At 44.4% G+C, this 19,202-nt stretch carries 21 protein-coding genes; 16 read left to right on the forward strand and 5 right to left on the reverse strand.

Annotated features, from left to right (window positions below):
- Window positions 1-101 precede the first annotated feature (101 nt).
- The 3 genes from QUA90_RS03220 to QUA90_RS03230 all read right to left on the reverse strand — a co-directional run bounded on the left by QUA90_RS03220 (window position 102) and on the right by QUA90_RS03230 (window position 2,876).
- Window positions 102-551 (reverse strand): pyridoxamine 5'-phosphate oxidase family protein, encoded by a 450-nt coding sequence (locus QUA90_RS03220; protein ID WP_333142796.1) that lies wholly within the window; start codon window positions 549-551, stop codon window positions 102-104.
- Complete coding sequence (locus tag QUA90_RS03225) at window positions 551-673, reverse strand: hypothetical protein (RefSeq protein ID WP_333151715.1); 123 nt, start codon at window positions 671-673, stop codon at window positions 551-553. The genes QUA90_RS03220 and QUA90_RS03225 overlap by 1 nt, the downstream gene beginning before the upstream one ends.
- A gap of 94 nt (window positions 674-767) precedes the next feature.
- Entirely contained in the window at window positions 768-2,876 is a 2,109-nt protein-coding gene (locus tag QUA90_RS03230) for a response regulator (RefSeq protein ID WP_333237023.1), read from the reverse strand.
- Between the two features lie 268 nt (window positions 2,877-3,144).
- Here QUA90_RS03230 and QUA90_RS03235 point away from each other — a divergent pair, with 268 nt between their 5' ends.
- From QUA90_RS03235 to QUA90_RS03300, 14 genes are all read left to right on the forward strand, one after another.
- Window positions 3,145-3,501 (forward strand): four-helix bundle copper-binding protein, encoded by a 357-nt coding sequence (locus QUA90_RS03235; protein WP_333443842.1) that lies wholly within the window; start codon window positions 3,145-3,147, stop codon window positions 3,499-3,501.
- A 29-nt stretch (window positions 3,502-3,530) separates the two neighbouring features.
- Window positions 3,531-3,776 carry a hypothetical protein gene (locus tag QUA90_RS03240; protein WP_333237026.1) on the forward strand — a complete coding sequence of 82 codons (246 nt, stop codon included), beginning with the start codon at window positions 3,531-3,533 and terminating at the stop codon, window positions 3,774-3,776.
- 68 nt (window positions 3,777-3,844) lie between these two features.
- On the forward strand, window positions 3,845-4,465 hold the full coding sequence (locus tag QUA90_RS03245; protein WP_333237028.1) for a DUF305 domain-containing protein: 621 nt from the start codon (window positions 3,845-3,847) through the stop codon (window positions 4,463-4,465).
- A gap of 43 nt (window positions 4,466-4,508) precedes the next feature.
- Window positions 4,509-4,769 (forward strand): DUF2933 domain-containing protein, encoded by a 261-nt coding sequence (locus QUA90_RS03250; RefSeq protein ID WP_333237030.1) that lies wholly within the window; start codon window positions 4,509-4,511, stop codon window positions 4,767-4,769.
- Window positions 4,770-4,819: 50 nt separating this feature from the next.
- Entirely contained in the window at window positions 4,820-5,509 is a 690-nt protein-coding gene (locus tag QUA90_RS03255; protein WP_333302396.1) for an isoprenylcysteine carboxylmethyltransferase family protein, read from the forward strand.
- Between the two features lie 89 nt (window positions 5,510-5,598).
- Window positions 5,599-6,090, forward strand: a complete 492-nt coding sequence (locus QUA90_RS03260) for a DUF1269 domain-containing protein (RefSeq protein WP_333237034.1) — start codon at window positions 5,599-5,601, stop codon at window positions 6,088-6,090.
- 55 nt (window positions 6,091-6,145) lie between these two features.
- Window positions 6,146-6,682 carry a universal stress protein gene (locus QUA90_RS03265; RefSeq protein ID WP_333237036.1) on the forward strand — a complete coding sequence of 179 codons (537 nt, stop codon included), beginning with the start codon at window positions 6,146-6,148 and terminating at the stop codon, window positions 6,680-6,682.
- A 141-nt stretch (window positions 6,683-6,823) separates the two neighbouring features.
- Window positions 6,824-7,510 (forward strand): class I SAM-dependent methyltransferase, encoded by a 687-nt coding sequence (locus tag QUA90_RS03270; protein WP_333237038.1) that lies wholly within the window; start codon window positions 6,824-6,826, stop codon window positions 7,508-7,510.
- A complete protein-coding gene (locus QUA90_RS03275) occupies window positions 7,507-7,659 on the forward strand; it encodes a hypothetical protein (protein ID WP_333237040.1) in 153 nt (50 codons plus the stop codon). Before QUA90_RS03270 ends, QUA90_RS03275 begins: the two co-directional genes overlap by 4 nt.
- Window positions 7,660-7,728: 69 nt before the next feature.
- Window positions 7,729-8,493 carry an IS1 family transposase gene (locus tag QUA90_RS03280; protein ID WP_333237042.1) on the forward strand — a complete coding sequence of 255 codons (765 nt, stop codon included), beginning with the start codon at window positions 7,729-7,731 and terminating at the stop codon, window positions 8,491-8,493.
- Window positions 8,494-8,627: 134 nt separating this feature from the next.
- Window positions 8,628-8,822 carry a heavy-metal-associated domain-containing protein gene (locus QUA90_RS03285; protein WP_333237045.1) on the forward strand — a complete coding sequence of 65 codons (195 nt, stop codon included), beginning with the start codon at window positions 8,628-8,630 and terminating at the stop codon, window positions 8,820-8,822.
- Window positions 8,823-8,877: 55 nt separating this feature from the next.
- A complete protein-coding gene (locus tag QUA90_RS03290) occupies window positions 8,878-10,593 on the forward strand; it encodes a multicopper oxidase domain-containing protein (protein WP_333237047.1) in 1,716 nt (571 codons plus the stop codon).
- Between the two features lie 139 nt (window positions 10,594-10,732).
- The gene (locus QUA90_RS03295) at window positions 10,733-12,268 is read left to right on the forward strand and encodes an NAD(P)/FAD-dependent oxidoreductase (RefSeq protein WP_333237051.1); all 1,536 of its coding nucleotides are present in this window, start codon (window positions 10,733-10,735) and stop codon (window positions 12,266-12,268) included.
- Window positions 12,269-12,334: 66 nt separating this feature from the next.
- A complete protein-coding gene (locus tag QUA90_RS03300) occupies window positions 12,335-13,573 on the forward strand; it encodes an FAD-dependent oxidoreductase (protein WP_333142781.1) in 1,239 nt (412 codons plus the stop codon).
- A 38-nt stretch (window positions 13,574-13,611) separates the two neighbouring features.
- On the opposite strand, the gene QUA90_RS03305 is transcribed toward QUA90_RS03300, so the two are convergent.
- The gene (locus QUA90_RS03305) at window positions 13,612-13,794 is read right to left on the reverse strand and encodes a hypothetical protein (RefSeq protein ID WP_333233858.1); all 183 of its coding nucleotides are present in this window, start codon (window positions 13,792-13,794) and stop codon (window positions 13,612-13,614) included.
- Between the two features lie 160 nt (window positions 13,795-13,954).
- Window positions 13,955-14,893 carry a GIY-YIG nuclease family protein gene (locus QUA90_RS03310; RefSeq protein WP_333142779.1) on the reverse strand — a complete coding sequence of 313 codons (939 nt, stop codon included), beginning with the start codon at window positions 14,891-14,893 and terminating at the stop codon, window positions 13,955-13,957.
- 831 nt (window positions 14,894-15,724) lie between these two features.
- Between QUA90_RS03310 and QUA90_RS03315 the strand changes: the two genes are divergently transcribed.
- The gene (locus tag QUA90_RS03315) at window positions 15,725-15,853 is read left to right on the forward strand and encodes a hypothetical protein (RefSeq protein ID WP_333151721.1); all 129 of its coding nucleotides are present in this window, start codon (window positions 15,725-15,727) and stop codon (window positions 15,851-15,853) included.
- Between the two features lie 211 nt (window positions 15,854-16,064).
- Window positions 16,065-19,202 carry an Eco57I restriction-modification methylase domain-containing protein gene (locus tag QUA90_RS03320; RefSeq protein WP_333151723.1) on the forward strand — a complete coding sequence of 1,046 codons (3,138 nt, stop codon included), beginning with the start codon at window positions 16,065-16,067 and terminating at the stop codon, window positions 19,200-19,202.

Raw genomic sequence — 19,202 nt, forward strand, 5'->3', positions numbered from 1 at the left:
TTGGCAGATTTACAGAGAAGGAAGCTAGGGCGAAATTTTAGAGAGGCGATCGCCGAATTAAAATCAGCCTTCTAAAATAAGTTTGTCCAAATTTTTCGATTTCACTGACTGCTAACTCCATCAGTCGTGCGTCCGCTCATTTCATTCTCGTGAATGCGGTAGATTGCAATCACCTCTGCTCGTCCCCAAGCATCGATCCAGGTTCGATTGATCGCAGGCGAAAGTGTTGGATTCTGCGTTTTGACAAATTGCATCACCCGATCAATATCTTGCTGCTCAGTGAGGCGTTCAGCGCGACCATTCACAACAACGCTGCGCCAGTGCACCAGATCGTGAACTTCTTCGATCTGTAAGCAAACTTTTGGATTTGCATCCATATACTCAGTCTTCATTCCCACCGTTGTGAAGATATATATTTCTGAGTCTTTAAGGTAATAGTGCATAGGCACAATATATGGATACCCTTCGCCTATGCAGCCGAGGTGTCCATATCCTACTTTATGTAGCAGTTCGTGTATTTCTTTTTGTCCCATTTCATCGATATCTAACATTACTGTTCTCCACTGCTAATTTCAAAATCATCGATCGCTACTAAAACTCTCTGATATACAAAACCTTCCCCAATGCCAGAATGCGCGCGATCGGAGGTGATTGTATGCAACAGTCCTTGCATACCCACTTTGACTGTAATAAAACAATCTGAGGAACTTATGAGGAGTTAAGAAAAGTTTGAGTTTGAGAATGTTAATAATGAATTAAGACTTCGTTTATTGGAGAATAGCCCTAGAGTCTCCCGCAGAAAAAATACAAGCACACCCAGCAACTTTAGACTGATGCAAGGCTTCGGATGCGGCTTGATAAAGAGAAGGCAAATCCGTTCCATTATCTGGATATTGAGCAATTCCAGCGCTAAATGTGATCCGAAATTGAGTTTGCTCGGGAGCAACGAATTTTCTGTGGTGGAGCGTTGCTAATAATTGAGTGAGTCTTTGAATACCATCTGCCTTAATCATGCTAGATAAGGCAACCACAAATTCATCGCTCTCCCAGCGAGCAACGACTGCATTTTGCCTAAAAGTTTGCCGGAGCAATTGTCCCCACTGACGCATCACCATGTCGCCAGTATTGTACCCGTGACGATCGTTGATCTGTTTGAGATTGTCTAAGTCCAGAACTGCTAGACAGAGCGGCTGCTCCTGTTGATTTGCAAGTTGAAGGTATTTGTTTAAGTCTTGGGTTGACTTATTGCGGTTAGAGAGTTTGGTTAAATAATCTGTCTCAGCAGCATTCTGAAGGAGTTTGATCCGTTCTAGGCGATTGATGATGCGACTGACCAATTCTGGCCCTACGATCGGCTTGCTCACAAAGTCATCTGCACCCACTGAAAACATTTGATTGACGATCGCAGCATCGGTATGCGCCGTCAAAAAAATGATCGGCAAGCGCCCCCAGCGCGAATTGTTGCGGATAATTTTGCAAAGCTCCACGCCGCTCACACCAGGCATTTTCACATCTAAAATTAGCAGATCCGGTGAGCATGATTTCAACGTTTCCCAAAATCGTTGAGGAGCGTTGAGCGTTGTTACGCTCAATCCCCAGGGTTCTAGGAACTCCTTCAGAGTTGCAAGAATCTGGGGCTCAGCATCAACGACCATCACCCGTTGCTTTGCTGTCTCTGCTTGTTGTGCCGCTTGTGCGATCGCTTTCAGCACTTGAGCCGGGGGCAAGGGTTTGTGTAAAAAACTATGTCCGCCGAGTTGGGCAACTTCTAGGCGATCGGTTAATTGATCGTGACTGGTTAAAACTAGAACTGGCACAGAAGGAGTTTGATGACTGAGCTTTGCCAGCAGCCTTAAACTCTCTGTTGTGGGATGAGTAATATCGGGATCGAGTAGCACAACGGTAGGCGCATCCTGCTCAATTTTCGTTTCGGCTTCGGAAAGTGTCGTTGCGATCGCGCTCCGAAATCCCCAGTCCACCGCTTCATTTATCAACTGTTGGGCCAGTTGGCGATCGGGATCGACGATCAATAACAAAGGACGCTCATCCACAAACAGAGACTCTTCCGGCTCGATTCGTTCTGTAGTTAAGTCGTTTGAGGCGGGATCAATTTCTTGACGCTTGGATAAGGCGCTGAGGGTTTGTTGTTGAATCGGTTGAGTCGCTTCATTAGACGTGAGTTGAGCCGTCTTGGTTGAATCAGCGATTGGTTTAAGCCGATAACCCAGTCCATAAACCGTTTCAATCAAATCTGTGGGAGCGCCGACCCCTCTAAATTTCTGCCGTAGCCCCTTAATATGAGTTCTCACGGCATCTTCGCTAGGAGTCTCTCCATACGCCCAGATTTGATCCAAAATTACGCTGTAGGTAAAGACTTGACGACCATTCCGCAAAAAGAACTCTAGGATCGAAAACTCCTTGGGACTTAAGGATAGAAGTTGCCCTGCGTAAGTAACTTCACGACTTGTCGGATCGAGCCGCAAACTACCCTTCTCCAGCACAGATTGAAAAGCCGTGTCTCCGCGACGCAGCAAGGCTCGAATTCGAGCAATCAATACCTCCTGATCGAGCGGTTTCACCATGTATCCATCAGCACCTGCATCTAGCCCGATCGCTTGGTCGTGACCACTGCCTCGCCCTGTTACCAGCATAATTGGCATTTTATAGTCGTGCGCTCTGACTCTACGACAGAGACTGATTCCGTCTAAACGAGGGAGCGTAATATCTATCAGCAGTAAATCATAGTTATAAACAACAATCAGTTCCCAAGCTGCCTCACCATCGTTAGCAACTTCAACCACGTAATTTTGGTTGGAGAGAATGCAAGTAAGTAGGTCGGCAATGGCCTCATCATCTTCTACCACCAAAATTTTCATCAGTCTAAATCCTTTACAGGCTGGTTGCGGTGTCAGATGGGCGGAATCCTCCCATAATGATGAGAAATCATGAAATCAGGATGAAATGAATTGCTCATCGCCAAAAATCTGGAAAAATCTTCCTAAAGACGTAAACCTTGAATCGCTCATAGGTTTCTCATAGTCTGAGCGTAGCTTGAGAGATATAAGAACTTAGTCATCCCCTAACCAAGGTGAAGGGCATAACAATCCGTTCTTCGTTGTGTTGATTCTTTAGGAGCTTAAAACCATGAGCACTACTACTAAATCTCATCAATCTCTGCTAGAAACCTGCATTCAGAATTGCCTCGACTGTCTTCGTGAGTGTGAGCAATGCGGAACCGCTTGCTTAACCAGTGACATGGTGCAGATGATGGCTCAATGTATTCAGCTATGCCGCGATTGCGCTGATACCTGTGCTCTCTGCGCTCGGTTCATGGCTCGTAATTCTGACCTGCACGCTCAAATGTGTGCGGTTTGTGCAGAAGCGTGCGATCGCTGTGCGACTGAGTGTGAGAAGCACGACCACGATCAGTGTAAGAAATGCGCTCAAGCCTGCCGTCGTTGTGCTGAATCTTGCCGTCAAATGGCTAAAGCAACGGCATAAAACCATTTATTTAGCACGTTGGCTGCTGCATGAGCGATCGCGCTCAACCATTATCCTACGCAACAGCCATCAGTGCAGAATCAGTACCCGCTTTAGCTGAGTTTTATCAAATGGAGCCATGCAAAATTGTTCTTATTGCTCCGATAAACTTCTCCGACACATCCAAGGTGGATCTATCCACTGGTTTTGTCGAAGTTGCTGGCAAAAAATGCCCGTTCCTACATCAAAAGCTGGACAAGCAAAAAGTTCTCTCTCTAGCTTTACATCGCTCATAAGTTTCTCACAATCTAAGCGTAGTTTAAAAAGTAGAATAACGTGATCATCCCTTAGCCAAGGTAAGTTTATGAATAAGAAGTTTTTGGTTTACAGTTTAGTCGGGCTACTCAGTAGTGGTGCTGTGACGGGGTTTGTTCTTGGTAACAGCAAACAGGCTCAGTCATTACCTGCACCAGGAAATCCTCAACAACCCAGATCAGTCCGAGTCGATCAGCATTTTATCGAAATGATGATCCCGCATCACCAAGATGCGATCGCAATGGCTGATCTTGCTTTTAGTCGCGCCAAACGCCCAGAAGTTAAAAAATTAGCCCAAGCGATTAAAAAAGACCAAACTCGTGAAATTCAAGAGATGCGTAGCTGGTACAAACAGTGGTTCGGCAAAGAAGTCCCTGCACCTTCAATGAATGACATGGGCATGATGGGAGAGCACCACAACCAAGGGCAGGGCACAGGCTCAGGCATGATGGGTGAGGGCATGATGAGCATGAAAACTGACCTCGACGCGCTCAAGAAAGCCCCGGACTTTGACAAAGAATTTGTGCGCCAAATGATTCCCCATCATCAAATGGCGGTGATGATGGCGAAGATGGCATCTGAGCGTGCTTCTCATCCAGAAATCCGTACTTTGGCTCAGTCAATCATCACATCTCAGAGCGCTGAAATCGCACAGATGCAAGGGTGGTAACAAGCCTGGAATCGCGAGTTGTTCTATTCACAAGGAGGTCTTTATGCACCAACATGGTTCATCAAATCAGTCCCAGCCCGATCGTCAGCCAACTCGTCTCAGCTTGCCAATTAAGGTTGTGCTGTATGTGTCGATCGGGATTATTGCGTACTTTTTGATTACAGAACATTGGGCGCATTTAGCGGGATTCTTACCGTACTCTTTACTGTTCATCTGTATATTCATGCACCTATTTATGCACGGAGCACATGGGGGACATGGAGGACATGGAGACGGTAACAGCGGCAATAGCCCATCTCGCTGAAGGCAATTATTCGTACTCTGTAAATCAATTTATGTCCAGGAGATCGAACCATGAGAGATATGAGTAACGTTCCTGCTTACGGACTGTGGGGATTAGTGATTATTAATTCCCTGATATTTATCATCTTTGCCTTTAGTTTCACCAAGCCGCGTAACCCTAGAGATTGGCGATCGTTCGGGGCATTTTCAGCATTCATTGTGGCATTGTTCACAGAAATGTATGGGTTCCCCTTAACGCTTTACTTATTCTCAGGCTGGCTGCAAACCCGCTATCCAGGATTGAACATTTTTTCCCATGATGCTGGGCATCTGTGGTGGACATTCCTGGGGTGGAAAGGCGATCCTCATTGGAATCCGATTCACCTTCTGAGTAATGTACTAATTTTTGGTGGACTGATTTATTTAGGAAATGCTTGGGAAGTTCTCTACAAAGCTCAACGAAGTCATACATTGGCGGTTTCAGGGCCATATTCAACCATTCGCCATCCGCAGTATGTCGGCTTCATTGTCATCATGTTGGGCTTTTTGCTGGAATGGCCTACTCTCGTGACGTTGCTCATGTTCCCCATTTTGGTCGCGATGTATATCCGATTAGCTCACCAAGAAGAACGGGATGCCTTAGCAGAATTTGGTGAGGAGTATGCCCGTTATGCCGCACTGACACCTGCATTTGTCCCCTGGGGTCATCGCAACATTCAGAAAAAACTAGCTCATTCACAGGAGTCTCACCATGACATCTAGTATTTTTTTCTAGGACTAGGAACTGTGATTACCTTCGTGCAAGTTTTTCCTTTTCAAAGTTGAGTGTTCATTTAAACAGGTAGAAAAATATGAGTGATCTAATTGTGATTGGCTTTCCTGATGAATTTAAGGCAGATGAAGTGTTGCTCGATCTCAGAAAAATGGAGCGGGAATATCTGATCGATCTAGAAGATGCAGCGATCGTGGTCAGAAAGAAAGATGGCAAAGTCAAGATTAAACAAACTCAAGAACTCGTCACCGGTGGCGCGTTAAGTGGCGGCTTCTGGGGACTGTTAATCGGCTTGATGTTTTTTGAACCCATACTGGGAATTGTGGGTGCAGCAGTGGGTGCCCTTTCCGGTGCCTTAACGGATATCGGCATTGATGACAATTTCATTCAAGAACTAGGCAACACGATCGAACCTGGAACCTCTGCCATTTTTGTTTTGGTGAGAAAGTCTACACCTGACAAGGTTTTGGACGACTTGAGCAAATTTGAGGGAAAAGTCCTACGAACTTCGTTATCCCACGAAGATGAGGCACAACTTCAGGCAGTTCTTACGAAAACCGAAGCAGGGTAAGTCGTAACTCCAAGAAATCTCGAAGCCACCACGTATCATTCTGAAAGGAGATTCTATGTTTCACAAAATTCTAGTGGCGATCGATCAATCCGATCTGACCGATCATGTTGTTGAAATCGCGATCGATCAGGCAAAAACGACCGGAGGCAGTTTGCTCCTGCTCCATATTATCCATATGCAGGAGAAAGGGTTTCCCCAGATCGAAGGACTTATCAGCGGAAGTTACAATCCTGAGTATTTTAATACAGAAGTACAGTTCTACGAACAGCATTGGAAAACCTACAAACAGATGGGCTTGAAGTTACTGCAAGCCTCTAGTGAACGGGCGATCGCAGCGGGTGTAGGTGCAGAATCTATGCAAAAAACTGGCGACTTTGTGGATAACCCCGGTGAAACCATCTGTGCGATCGCCCAAGACTGGGAAGCGGATCTGATCGTCATCGGGCATCGGGGACTGTCCGGTGTCAAAGAGTTAATTCAGGGGAGCGTCAGTAACTATGTGTTTCACCATGCCCCCTGCTCTGTTTTGAGTGTGCAACATCCCATCACGATAAAAACTGAAAAAACTGAACCTACTCTCGCTCACACATAGGTCAGAGACTTACAGCAAATGGAAGCAAAATCGAATCAAGCCAACCTCATGTTGGTGCATATTATGTCACCTGGTGAGAAGGGTGTCCAGACATTAGCAGCAGCTACTAGCATTATTACTCCATATCAATGAGGTTTCACAATGGAATGGACGGTTGGATGGTGGCAGGTTTCAGTTCAACGAGTTTATCCAACAACTACACAACTGTCTCAAACCTATAACAAAGCTGCCATCTGGTGGCATCAACTTGTTCGTCTTCTGGGTTATCGTCATGCTTATCGAGAGCTATGGCGATCGCTAAAAAACGCTGATATTTTGCTTCACTGGCCTGATAACCTGAACATTTGTGATTGTGGTATTGGCACAGCGGACTTCAGTCTGGCATTTGCTCAAACTATTAATCCAACAATACAGATTACTGGAGTCGATGTCTCATCGGAGATGCTCAAAATAGCCGATCAACAACTCAGTCAGGCAAATATTCGTCATGAAATCTGTCAAAGTGATGTGAATACGTTGCCATTTGCAGACCATTCTTTTGATGGTGTCATGAGTGCCTATATGCTTGAACATTTACTGAATCCAGCACAGGGATTACAAGAAATGGTCAGAGTTTTGCGTCCGGGCGCACCATTAGTTCTTGTGGTGACTCGATCGGGACTACTCGGCTCACTCATTCAGTGGCATTGGGGCACTCGATGTTTCAACCAGGAAAAACTCTCAGCGCTGATACGTGAAGCCGGGTTAAATCGCGTTCAGTTTTTATCGTTCCCAATAGGATTAGCTCGCTTCACCAGTATGGCTTGTATCGGCTTTAAGAAATCATGATATTTCTAAAAATCTGGTGTTTGGCGATCGCCTTTCCCCTGATCTATTTTATGTGGCTCAAATCTGTCAGTGAAACTATCCTTGAACTGGATGCAGGCTTCCTAATTATTATTAGCTTTGTGGTACTCGTACTCACCCAACAAGCATAAGTGGGTAGTGCTTTTATGTAAAGGATGGAGGATAATAACTTTAGGTTCGGTATTTTGAGGAGTCTGATCATGAAACCCTATCTGATTTGTCCCACTTGTGGTTCTGACGATGTGATGAAAAATGGCATGACTCGTCGGGGCAAACAAAATCACAAATGTCGCGACTGTGGCCGTCAGTTTGTCGAAAACCCTCAGTGGCAAGCCAAGGACACGGACACCTTGGTAAAAATTGAATTGCTTCTTCTGGAGCGGATTTCCCTCGCTGGTATTGCCCGAGTCATGGATGTTTCTGAGAGCTGGCTCCAAAATTATGTGAACCACCTGTACGCTGCCGTAGAACAAAAGGCCACAGTCATCCCGAAACAAGTCGGAAAACATACCATCCAAATCGATGAACTTTGGTCTTTTGTAGACGACAAAGGGACTAAACAATGGGTCTGGTTAGCGATTGACGCCAAGACTCGGGAAGTGATTGGATGTCATATTGGAGACCGTTCCTTGAAGTCGGCTCAAGCATTATGGGATTCCCTACCGAGTGTCTATCGCCAATGTGCCAAGATTTATACTGACCATTGGGAAGCCTATGCTGCGGTTTTACCCAGTAAACGGCATAAGTCTGTCGGCAAAGAAAGTGGATTAACCAGCTACATTGAACGATTGAATAATACACTCAGGCAGCGAGTTTCGCGATTGGTCAGGAAGACGTTATCGTTTTCTAAGAAGTTGGAGAATCACAAGAGTGCTATTTGGAACTTCATTCATGACTATAATCACCAAATCAGATTAGCAATGCTGAAGGCTCGACTGCCTGAATTTTATCCATCCTTTACATAAAAGCACTACCGCATAAGTGTACAGATTACTGCCCGAACAGTGAAACTGAACTGGTTGAAAAGTGGAGAAAAGCATTGCTGATTGTCCAAAACGTTTTTCTTGACTGAACCACACAAAAATAAGGATTTGACATTATGAAACTCCAATTAAAAGTTCCCAATATGACCTGTGGTGGTTGTGTAAACACCATTACTAAAGCGATTAGAACAGTCGATGTTAAAGCTACCGTTCAGGGAGATCCAAAAACCAAGATTGTATCAGTGGAAACTCAAGCCTCAGAAGCTGCAATCAAGGATGTAATTACGGCGGCTGGCTACAAAGTGGCTTAACAAAGTTCTGAAGGGACAAGACAAGCTTATTGACGTATTCAGAAATGAGAGCGATATGCCCATTAAAACCACTTACCAACATCCCCTAACCCGCCGAAACTTTCTTCGAGGGAGTGGATTTGCAGGCGGACTTGTCATCGGAAGCGGAATTCACAGCCTGCTATCCAGTTGTTCGCCTCAATCTTCCACCACAGAAATGGCTCAGGGGAACACCGTAGCCCGTGGGCCGAATGCAAAATTTATTCCCGATATTGAAATCAACCTGAAGGCTGCACCGACAACGGTTCCAATCTTGCCGGGACAAATGACCCAAGTTTGGTCTTACGCAGCACAACTGGTCAAGGGCGACCCAAACAGCTTACAAACCATTCCCGATAGTTATTTAGGCCCCATTATTCGCGTTCGCAAAGGTCAGCGCGTGCGGGTCAACTTCCAAAATAACCTTCCTCAAGGACAAGCCAGCATTGTGCATTGGCATGGATTGATTTTACCAGAGGAGATGGATGGACATCCTCGCTTTGCGATTCAGCCAGGACAGACCTATGTCTACGAGTTTGAGGTGATTAATCGGGCAGGTATGAACTGGTTTCATCCTCATCCAGACGGGCTTACAGGGCAGCAAGCCTATGCTGGCTTGGCGGGACTATTTATAGTCACAGATGCAGAAGAAGAAGCCCTTAATCTACCCACCAAGGCTTATGATGTGCCGATCGTACTGCAAGATCGCACCTTAGATGCCGATAATCAACTCCTCTATCTCGGCAGCAAAATAGGTACCCCCCGTAATAGCAACATGGGCGGGATGCAACAGGGTAATTCCGGTCAATCCAGCAACGGCATGATGGGTGACATGAGCAGCATGATGGGCTTTTTGGGTCAAAAGATATTCGTGAATGGTAAGCCCAACTTCACACTTTCTGCGGCGACACGAGTCTACCGCCTTCGCATCTTAAATGGATCTAATTCACGTATCTACAAGCTTGCGTGGAGCAGTGGCGATCTACTGACCATCATTGGCACTGATGGTAGCTTACTGCCTCGACCTACCGAACGAAAGTATGTCATGTTAGCGCCAGGTGAGCGGATTGATGTTTGGGCAGATTTCAGTAAGTTGAAAGTTGGGACAGAAGTATCTCTAAATAGTCTGGCTTTTTCAGGAGCAGAAAATGTAGGAGGTAGCAGCATGAGCGGCATGATGAGTTCTGACAATGCCCCGGAACTTGGTTCAGCGATGATGCTATTCAACGTCAAGATTGAGCGCAAAGAAAAAGAAACTCTGCGACTCCCCAGTCAACTAGCAGCCCTACCACTATTGCGTCCAGAAGATGCCGTTAATGCCACCCAGCCACGACCTATTGAGCTTTCTCTCAAAGGTATGAAATGGGTGATTAATGGGCAGCCCTTTGAAATGAATACTGTATTACCGCAAGAAACCGTAAAGCTAAATTCGATCGAACAGTGGGAGATTATCAATAAACTCAACCCCGGAGCCATGATGGATGCGAAGGGGATGGCGCACCCTATCCATCTACACGGCGTGCAGTTTCAAGTTATTAGTCGGGAAGTGCTGCCAGAACTTGCCGCAGGATGGCAAACTGTCAAGGATGGCTATGTAGACGAGGGCTTGAAGGATACTGTAATGGTAATGCCGGGTGAGCGAGTGAAGCTGCTCATGAAATTTGAGAAATACAGCGGCTTATATACATACCACTGTCATACCTTAGAGCACGAAGACGCTGGCATGATGAGAAATTATCGAGTCAAGGAATAATCAGGCATCTATCAGGCTAGTTAACCCGCTGTAATTGGTTATAACTTCAATTTCAAAGCCTTTCACTGGATGTCTAATTCTCAGGCTACAGGCGCTACAGCGATATTGTAAAGATGTTTATTGTTCGAGAGACTCTCTTATGAAACCGGATTACCTGATTATCGGCAGTGGTTTATCAGCATTGACCTTTGGTGCTTTGATGGCAAACTCCGGCAAGACTGTGCAAATCCTCGAAGCTCACGAGCATCCAGGGGGATTTGGGCATACGTTTACAATGGCTAAAAAGTATACATTCAATGCTCAATTTCACTACGTCTGGAACTGTGGTGAAGGGCAAACTGTCAATCAAGTGCTCAAAAAACTGGGCTTGGATAAGGAAGTAACTTTTGAACGTTATGACCCGGACGGCTTTGACCATATGCGAATGCCAGGGTATGCGTTGGATATTCCCTCAGAACCAGAAGAACTGATCCAGCGATTATCGGCTCTATTTCCGGCACATGGCGATCGCATTCGCCAATTCGTTAACGAAGTAGAAAAGACTGGCGTAGGCTTGAAAATAATTGCTCCTCCAATCAAGCCGATTAAATTACTCAAACACCCAAGTGAAGCATTATGTGCTTTCCAGCATCTCAACAGCACACTTCAAGATGTATTTGACAAGTTTCAGCTACCCCAAGCCGCTCAAACCCTATTGGCTCTGCAATGGCTTGATTTTTTATTACCTCCAAATCAACTGTCGTTTTATGCTTGGGTGGCATTGTTCCGAGGCTATCAAGCAGGTGCATTTTACCCAACCCAGCATTTTGAGGATGTGATTAATTCCTTAGTCAAGGTGATCGAATCACATGGGGGAGAGGTGTTGCTAAACCATGAAATCACGAATTTTAGAGTCACAGACAGAACGGTTACGGGAGTTCAAGCAATGGATCTCACCAATAATCAAACCTCCGAATTTACGGGTGATACGGTGATTTGCAATATTGACCCTCAAAGAGCCGCCAAGATGATCGGTGAGGAAAAGTTCTCCAAAACTGTGCGTCGAAAACTTAACTATGAATATTCGGCATCTAACTACATGGCGTATTGCGTCGTCAAGGATATAGACCTGCGAGACTATGGATTTGGCAAGTGGAACCTCGCCCATAGCGGGCATCAAGACCTGAATGAATCCTTCGCACAGATGTACGATCGCCATGACTTTTCTAATCCTAGTTTTGCGATTACAACGCCTACTTTACTGACGGAAGCGAGTCGAGATTGCCCAGAAGATTGCCAAATTGTGGAATTTCTCACGGTTGCCAATTACGGCTATTTCAAGCAATTGCGGGAGAGCGATCGCAAAGCTTACAACCAGAAGAAGCAAGAAATCTTGGATTCCATCCTGGATGTTGTGGAAAAACACTATGTGCCGAACTTTAGAAAGCACATGGTCTTCCATATTACGGGCAGCCCGACCACCAATGAACGCTTTTGCTGGTGTCCCAGTGGGAATTCTTACGGCTCCATTCTGACACCGCGCAATGTGGGTCTAGGGCGACTGAATCATGAAACCTCACTCAAGCAGTTCTATTTCTGTAATGCCTCATCTGGCTATCCAGGCTTTGCTGGCACAGTTTGGACGGGAGCATTGCTCTATCAACGATTATCGGGCGACGTGCTTTTAGACGACTAAACAGATGATGTCTACGACGAACTACGCCTACGCGCATTATCCATTTCATAAACTTAGAGGTCAATTATGAGAATTGCTGTTATTGGTGGCGGAGCTAGCGGCATGGCTACAGCCTACCTGCTTGATAAAGAAGGGCATCATGTCACCGTGTTTGAGCGGCAGCCCATGTTAGGAGGGCACATTCGGACATTGAACAAGAACGTGCAGCCGAACCAGTCCGATTGCGATGAAATTTTGGAAAGTGGAGTGCTCGAATTCCCGACTGTCTTTTACAACTTCATCGCGCTGATGCAAGAACTAGGGGTAGAACTAGAACCCGTCGATATTGGTTCAGCCATGTTTCTTAAAGATGGCAGCCACTTTCTATCGGCAGTCACGATCGAGAAGAACTTTGTAGGTGTCCACGGGCTGATCGAACAGTTACGCCTCGATACCATCTATGCCCGTTCTGCGGGATTATGGCTGAGAACGAAATTTGCTAACTTGCAAAATTTGTCCAATCGTCCGCTGTCGGAATATTTGCCAGGCTCCGGTAGCCGCGATACCTGGCTAAAGTTGTTGGTTATGTATAGCTATTCAATCCCATTTGAACTGATTGATGATTTTCCAGCAGAGTTGGCGATTCCGATGTTACGCGACTATCTCGCAGTCAACTGGGTCAGGGTTAAGGGCGGCGTGTATGCTTACATTGAAAAAATCCTGGAACGCTTTAAGGGTGAGATTTTGCTGAATGTAGAGATTGACCGTATTTCCAGAAGCTCGGATGCTGTGAAAATTGTGCGCTCGACGGGTGAAATTCAGGAGTTTGATAAAGTCGTGTTTGCTACGCCCCCTGACCAGGTGATGGCGCTGTTAGCTGACCCGACCGACGCTGAAACTAAACAGTTTTCCGGCTGGAAAGCCCACTATGCAACGACCTTAGTTCATAGAGATATTTCCATGTACGCCCGACATGGCGTTACACAACCCTCAGAATTTGATTTCTTCCAAAAGCCAGACAGTCGCTGGGGCTATAACGCCTGCCTAAATCAGCTTTGCGGTATCTCGTCGCCACAGCATAATTTTTTATCGTTCCAACTAGAGGAGTTGATTGCACCCGATCGCATCATTCACACTCAGGAACATCACACCCCACTCTACACCACGGAGTCGTTCCGCTATCGGGATGAAGTAGTTGCCACCAATGGCGAGAACAATACCTACCATGCGGGAGCCTACCTTGGCGATGGCTTGCATGAAGGAGCGATCGCTTCTGCCTTTCGAGTCGCTCAACTGATTGGGTCAAGCCTTGAGTCAGCTCCTTGACCCAAAACAAGGAACTAAATTTTTATTGAAGTGAGTAACTATGCGTTTCTCAATTCTGCCGACTCCTGCCAATTCTGAACTTTCGATCGCACAAGTCCGGGCGGCTCATCAGGCAGAGCTAGACGCGATCGCGCATTATTGTCGCCTAACGAGTTACCTTGCGGCGGCTCAAAATGCGCTCGATCTAAATGTTGATCTTTATGGCTCGCTCGATTGGGCATATCGAGAGATGGCCTTGCTTAATCAGGGTATGAAAAAATAACTTTAAAATCGAGAAGCTTTGTGATACTGGTTTCTATGATTTGCATATTTAGCCTTTCATACCGTAAATCAGCAACGCCCGATTAAAAAGTTTCTTTTTTCCAGAAAGTTGAAGTTGAGTCAGGACTTCAGGCCAATTCGAGGCGTGTGGCTCCAGTTCAGACCGATCGCATCCGACTCAACATCACTCAACACTTTTGCTTCCATCCCGTACAAATCATTCAGCACCGCCTTGACGTTCGGAAACGCAAAATACTCTGTCAGCTTGCCAATGCGATAATTAAAAGCTTTGTACCGGTGCTTGAAGTACAGCTCCACATTCCCCCGGTGTTCCCACAGTCCCAGCAAATTGACGGTCACATCCGAGTAATGCGCTTTCACATCCCGCTGCACTTCCGCGATGCGTTCCTCGATCGATCGAGTTGTTACCCCAATTTTATAGAAGCAGCTTTCGTCAGCTTTTACCTCAAGGAAGTAGAGCGAGTTCACCAGAATCCGACGAAGCTGTGCTCGATAAATCAGCAAATCAGCCCGCCGTTCATCCAAACAAGATAAACCCGCAGCTTCAGCAATCTCTACAGAGCCTTCCAACGAAGCCAGCTCCGACAGCAGCAAAGGTTCCTGGACTTTGTTGAACAGCGCCAGGGGAAGCGCGCCAACGGGGATTTTACCCAAGTCGGTAAAGTGATAAGTGCGATCGCCCGACGACTCCACCAATCCTTTGAGTTCCCACCGAAAGTTTACCAAGTCTTTGGGAATGGCGTAATTTTGTGCGCCGTACTCTTTCCACAGCACTTTCAATTGCTCTAATTCCTCACCTTTAAGTCGCACGTTGAAGTTATCGTAGAGGGGAAGCGATGGAAACGCTTTGGTTTTAATCCGCTGCGAAACGGGCTTGCAAGTTTCCCCGGTGTGCGCGAAGTGATGTTCTTTCACGGAACCCTTTTTCGCTGTGAGGGAGCCTCCGCAGTAGAGGCAAGCGAGGTTAGTTTTTCCGCGCACAACCTCATCAATGCTCGCCAGTTCTCCGCTGGGAGCAACACCAAATTTAAGCCACATAGTCAAAAGTTCTCCTAAAAGCAGGTTTTCGTAGATGCACCTGCTCCACACGATCGAGAATTGTAACAAATCCAGGGGTGAGAACTTCTGGCGGGCGTGAGTAAAGCGATCAGCACTCGATGCTGTTGATGCGTGACTTTAATCCTTGCATCCACCAAAATCTAAAATCTAAAATCTAAAATCTAAAATTGCTCGTCACCAATCGGGAATTTCTTCAGTCCGAGGCTGATAGGTATTGTGAGAGTTGCTCTCTCGCTAACGGCACAGCGGGCAATTCATGCTCTAATCCGCTACTTGGTTCAAGACGGGACTGGACAAAATTAGCCCGTTCCTTCGCTGACCGTCATACAGCGCGATCGCACAAATTTGTCTGGTAAGCACGATTATGCTTTGCTTCGGCTGCTGTGGGGTAATGCTTTGAGACGAAACAACCGGGGCCGCCACCAACAAGACGTTACCGAAATGCTTGCCTCTATGTTTTGAATGTTTTTACTGGCTTGGATCAGTAATTCGTTGATTAGAGCTTGTTTTTGCCTGCGAGCAAGTCCTAGATTTTGCGGCATTGGCGACGATAGAGTATTGGCTGTCAGTGGTTTTACGTTTGAGGTGGCTAGAGAAGTTCTAAAAACTCTCCAGGAGAAGTATCCGGGGCTTTTGAGCGATCGGGAGCCAAACCGGTTAATTTTTGTCAAGGAGTCGCAGGCAGGAGATTATAAGCTGGTAGAGTTCGATGTGGAAAATTAGTAGCTGCTTGGGCTGAGGGTAAGTTTGTAGTACCGGTGTGGTTAGATGTGATTTATGGGCGGTTGCGTGAGAGAGTGAAGGTGTAAAGTGCGATCGCTTAAACTGGTAGAGTTTGATTGGGAGAGTGCGATCGCATCCTTAGATGAAGGTAAAGCTGTGATTCCTGTGTGGTTGGATGTTATTTATCAGAGGTTAATTAGTAGAGTGGGTGATTAATACTAAAGTCGCACGATATTGTATATTGTGATCATCACTTGCTTTTAATGAAAGTGTGTTGACTCTAAATAAACTTCTATGAACTCTATTTAAATATTATTGCAACAGTGAATAATATCCTTCTACTCTTGAAGAAAATCAATCAATATCATAACAAGGTGATGGTTGAAATGCGAAATTATACATACTTTAATGCAGCGTAAAAAACGGAATGTCACAGTCTGGACTACTTGAACTAGCACATAAAAACCTTCACTGGCCGACTCCACAACAAATTTTGGAGCCATCTGGTGCTGGACCTAGTATTTATGCACGAAAGGCTAAGGAAAAATTAGGAAGGACTATAAGCAGACTTCCAGATGGTGATGGTGTACAAATAGGAGTGCTGGCCGCAAATCCTCAAGGTGACTCAACAGAAGCCCCCATTGCTTTGGTGTGCGATTTTCCTAGAGAAGTATCAGAGGACACACTGAGAAAAACTTATAGACTTGCTTGGAGTTTTTCTCGTACACCATCATTAATCACAATAGAACCTAACCGATTAAGAATTTGGACGTGCTACGAAGAACCACCAAAAGCAGAAGATGCTATCAAGCCAGTAATTCATGTTTCCAGACAGGAACTTGAATTATTGAATCAGCCTTCTCTTTCTGCTCAAGCTGCTCAAACTTTGCGTTTACACTGGGCTGATTTATTATCAGGTCAATTTTTCCAAGAACATAGCGAACGATTTAAACGAAGCCAGGCTGCTGACCAAATGCTATTGAAAAACCTGAAAAGTGTTCGGGAGAGACTTCAAGAAGAACAACTTGACGATAACACTATTCATGATTTACTAGCAAGAATTATATTTATTCAATTCCTTTTTGATCGCCAAGATTCTGAAGGAGATCCCACTCTAAATACAAACTTACTGGATTATTTATATAGAATTGAAGAATTATCAGTTAAATATTCTAGCTTGCCTCACATACTAACAAATCATAGGGATAGTTATAAATTTTTCCGTTGGCTCAATGGTAAGTTTAATGGTGATTTATTCCCAGGTAAAGCATCTACAGCAGAAGAACGTGAAGCTGAATGGAAAACAGAAGAAAACAAAGTTAAAAAAACTCACTTAAATATACTTGCTTATTTTGTCAGTGGTCGTGTAGACATTGAAAGTGGACAAATGAGTCTATGGCCCTACTATCACTTTGACGTTATACCTTTAGATTTTATTAGCAGTATATATGAAGAATTTGTGAGTAAAGAATCTGGTAAAGGAGTTCATTACACACCAGAACATATAGTTGATTTTGTACTAGATGGTGTTTTACCTTGGGATAGTCAAGAATGGGATATTAAGATTCTTGATCCTGCTTGTGGTTCAGGAATTTTTCTGGTTAAAGCATTCCAGCGCTTAATTTATAGATGGGAACAAGCTCATCTTAATAGGACAATTCAGCCAAGTGATTTAAAGTCTTTACTAGAAAATAGTTTATTCGGAGTTGATGTAGATGCTCAAGCGGTAAGAGTAGCATCTTTTAGTCTTTATTTAACCATGCTTGATAAAGTTGAACCTCAATACTATTGGGAAAATGAGTTTCGCTTTCCAAGATTGCGTGAATGCCAATTAGTTACTGCTGATTTTTTTGAAGAAAATAAAGAAGGTTTTCGTTCTGTCCAAGATGCTGGTAAATATGATTTAGTTATTGGTAATGCACCGTGGGGTAAAAATTCTGAAAAGAAATCTTTATACATAGATTCTTGGAAAAAAAATCACACTCAATGGACTACTAGCACTTATGGTAATATTGGGCTTTTCTTTTTACCAAAAGCTGCTGCTTTGACAAAGGAAAGTGGACAAATATCAATGATACAGCCTGCTATGCCACTGCTTTTTAATCAAAGTGGCCCTGCTAGGGAATTCCGTAACACTCTCTTTTCAGAGTTCAAAATTGAAGAGATAGTTAACTTGTCTGCATTACGTTTTGGAATTTTCAAAGATGCTATTTCTCCAGCTTGTATTATCACAATGTCAGTCACACCTCCTGACGGTGAGCCTTTGACATACATTTGTCCTAAGCCAGTAATGACTAATGAAGATGACTATCATATAGTAATTGAGCCACATGATATTAATACAATTGACCCACAAGAGGCAATCGCAAACCCATTAGTTTGGACAGCTTTAATGTGGGGAGGGAGACGTGATCTCTCCTTGGTAAGAAGATTGAATCAAGAATTAAGTATTGAAAAGCTTAAAGCTCGTGGCATTGCTGAAACCCGTCAAGGGGTAACAAAAGGTAATAGAAAAAAATTGCAAGATAATTTAAGAAATAAACGAATTCTGAGAGAAATTGATTTCCTGGACAAAAGTTTTCTCTACCTAAATGCGGAACAACTTCCTATTAATGATGATCCATATATTGACTCCGGTACAGGTTTGAGTAGCCTATCTGCATTTCAACTGCCACAAATGATTTTAAAGCTCAGTTGGCAGAAAAAGAGCGCCAGATTCCGTTCAGTAATAATTGATACTGATAATACAAATGAAGGAATTATCTGCTCTAAAAGTTATGTAAGCATACATATTCCTGAAAAGCATATTTCACAATTGAATGCTGCTTGTCTAGCATACAACAGTAAGTTAGCTGTCTACTATCTACTACTTTCTAGTGGTCGTTTTGCCTCTTATATCCCAGAAGTTAATGTAGATGATTTACTGCGTGTGCCAATACCTGAATTATCGGTAGGAGAATTGCATAATATAAAAACAGTTGAGGATATAGATGAGCGCATACGACAAGCTTTTGAATTTAAAGATAGTGAATGGGTGCTAATTAATGATCTATTCAATTATACTCTGCAAGACTTTCAAGGAGATAGTGCTTCTCCAGGAAGACAAAGAACCCTTCGTAGAAATAATAGTCAATCTCAAAATAATAGTGAACCTGAACTTACAGCATACTGCGAGTATTTTTTGCGAGTTATTAAAGCAGGATTTGGACAAGATAAACAAGTTTGCGCCACCATATTTCAGGAAATAACTAACACTCTTCTTCCTATTCGTTTAGTTGCCATTTATCTTAATAGACCTGACTGTGAAGGAGTACATATCGAACCTATTGATTCCCCTGATTTACTGGAACTATTGCAGAAATTAAATCAGTTGTATCTGAAGAGAGGAAATATAGAAGACGGTAGCATCTTTTATCAGCGAGTTGCCAGGATTTATGATTCTGTCGAATTGAGTGGGGTGAAAATTCCTACTATTTATTTGATCAAACCTGACAAAATTCGTTATTGGACTCGCTCTATGGCTTTAAGAGATGCTGATCAAGTAGCAGCAGATATTATGACTTAG

It is taken from the genome of Microcoleus sp. D3_18_C4 (assembly GCF_036702355.1).
Classification (GTDB): domain Bacteria; phylum Cyanobacteriota; class Cyanobacteriia; order Cyanobacteriales; family Microcoleaceae; genus Microcoleus.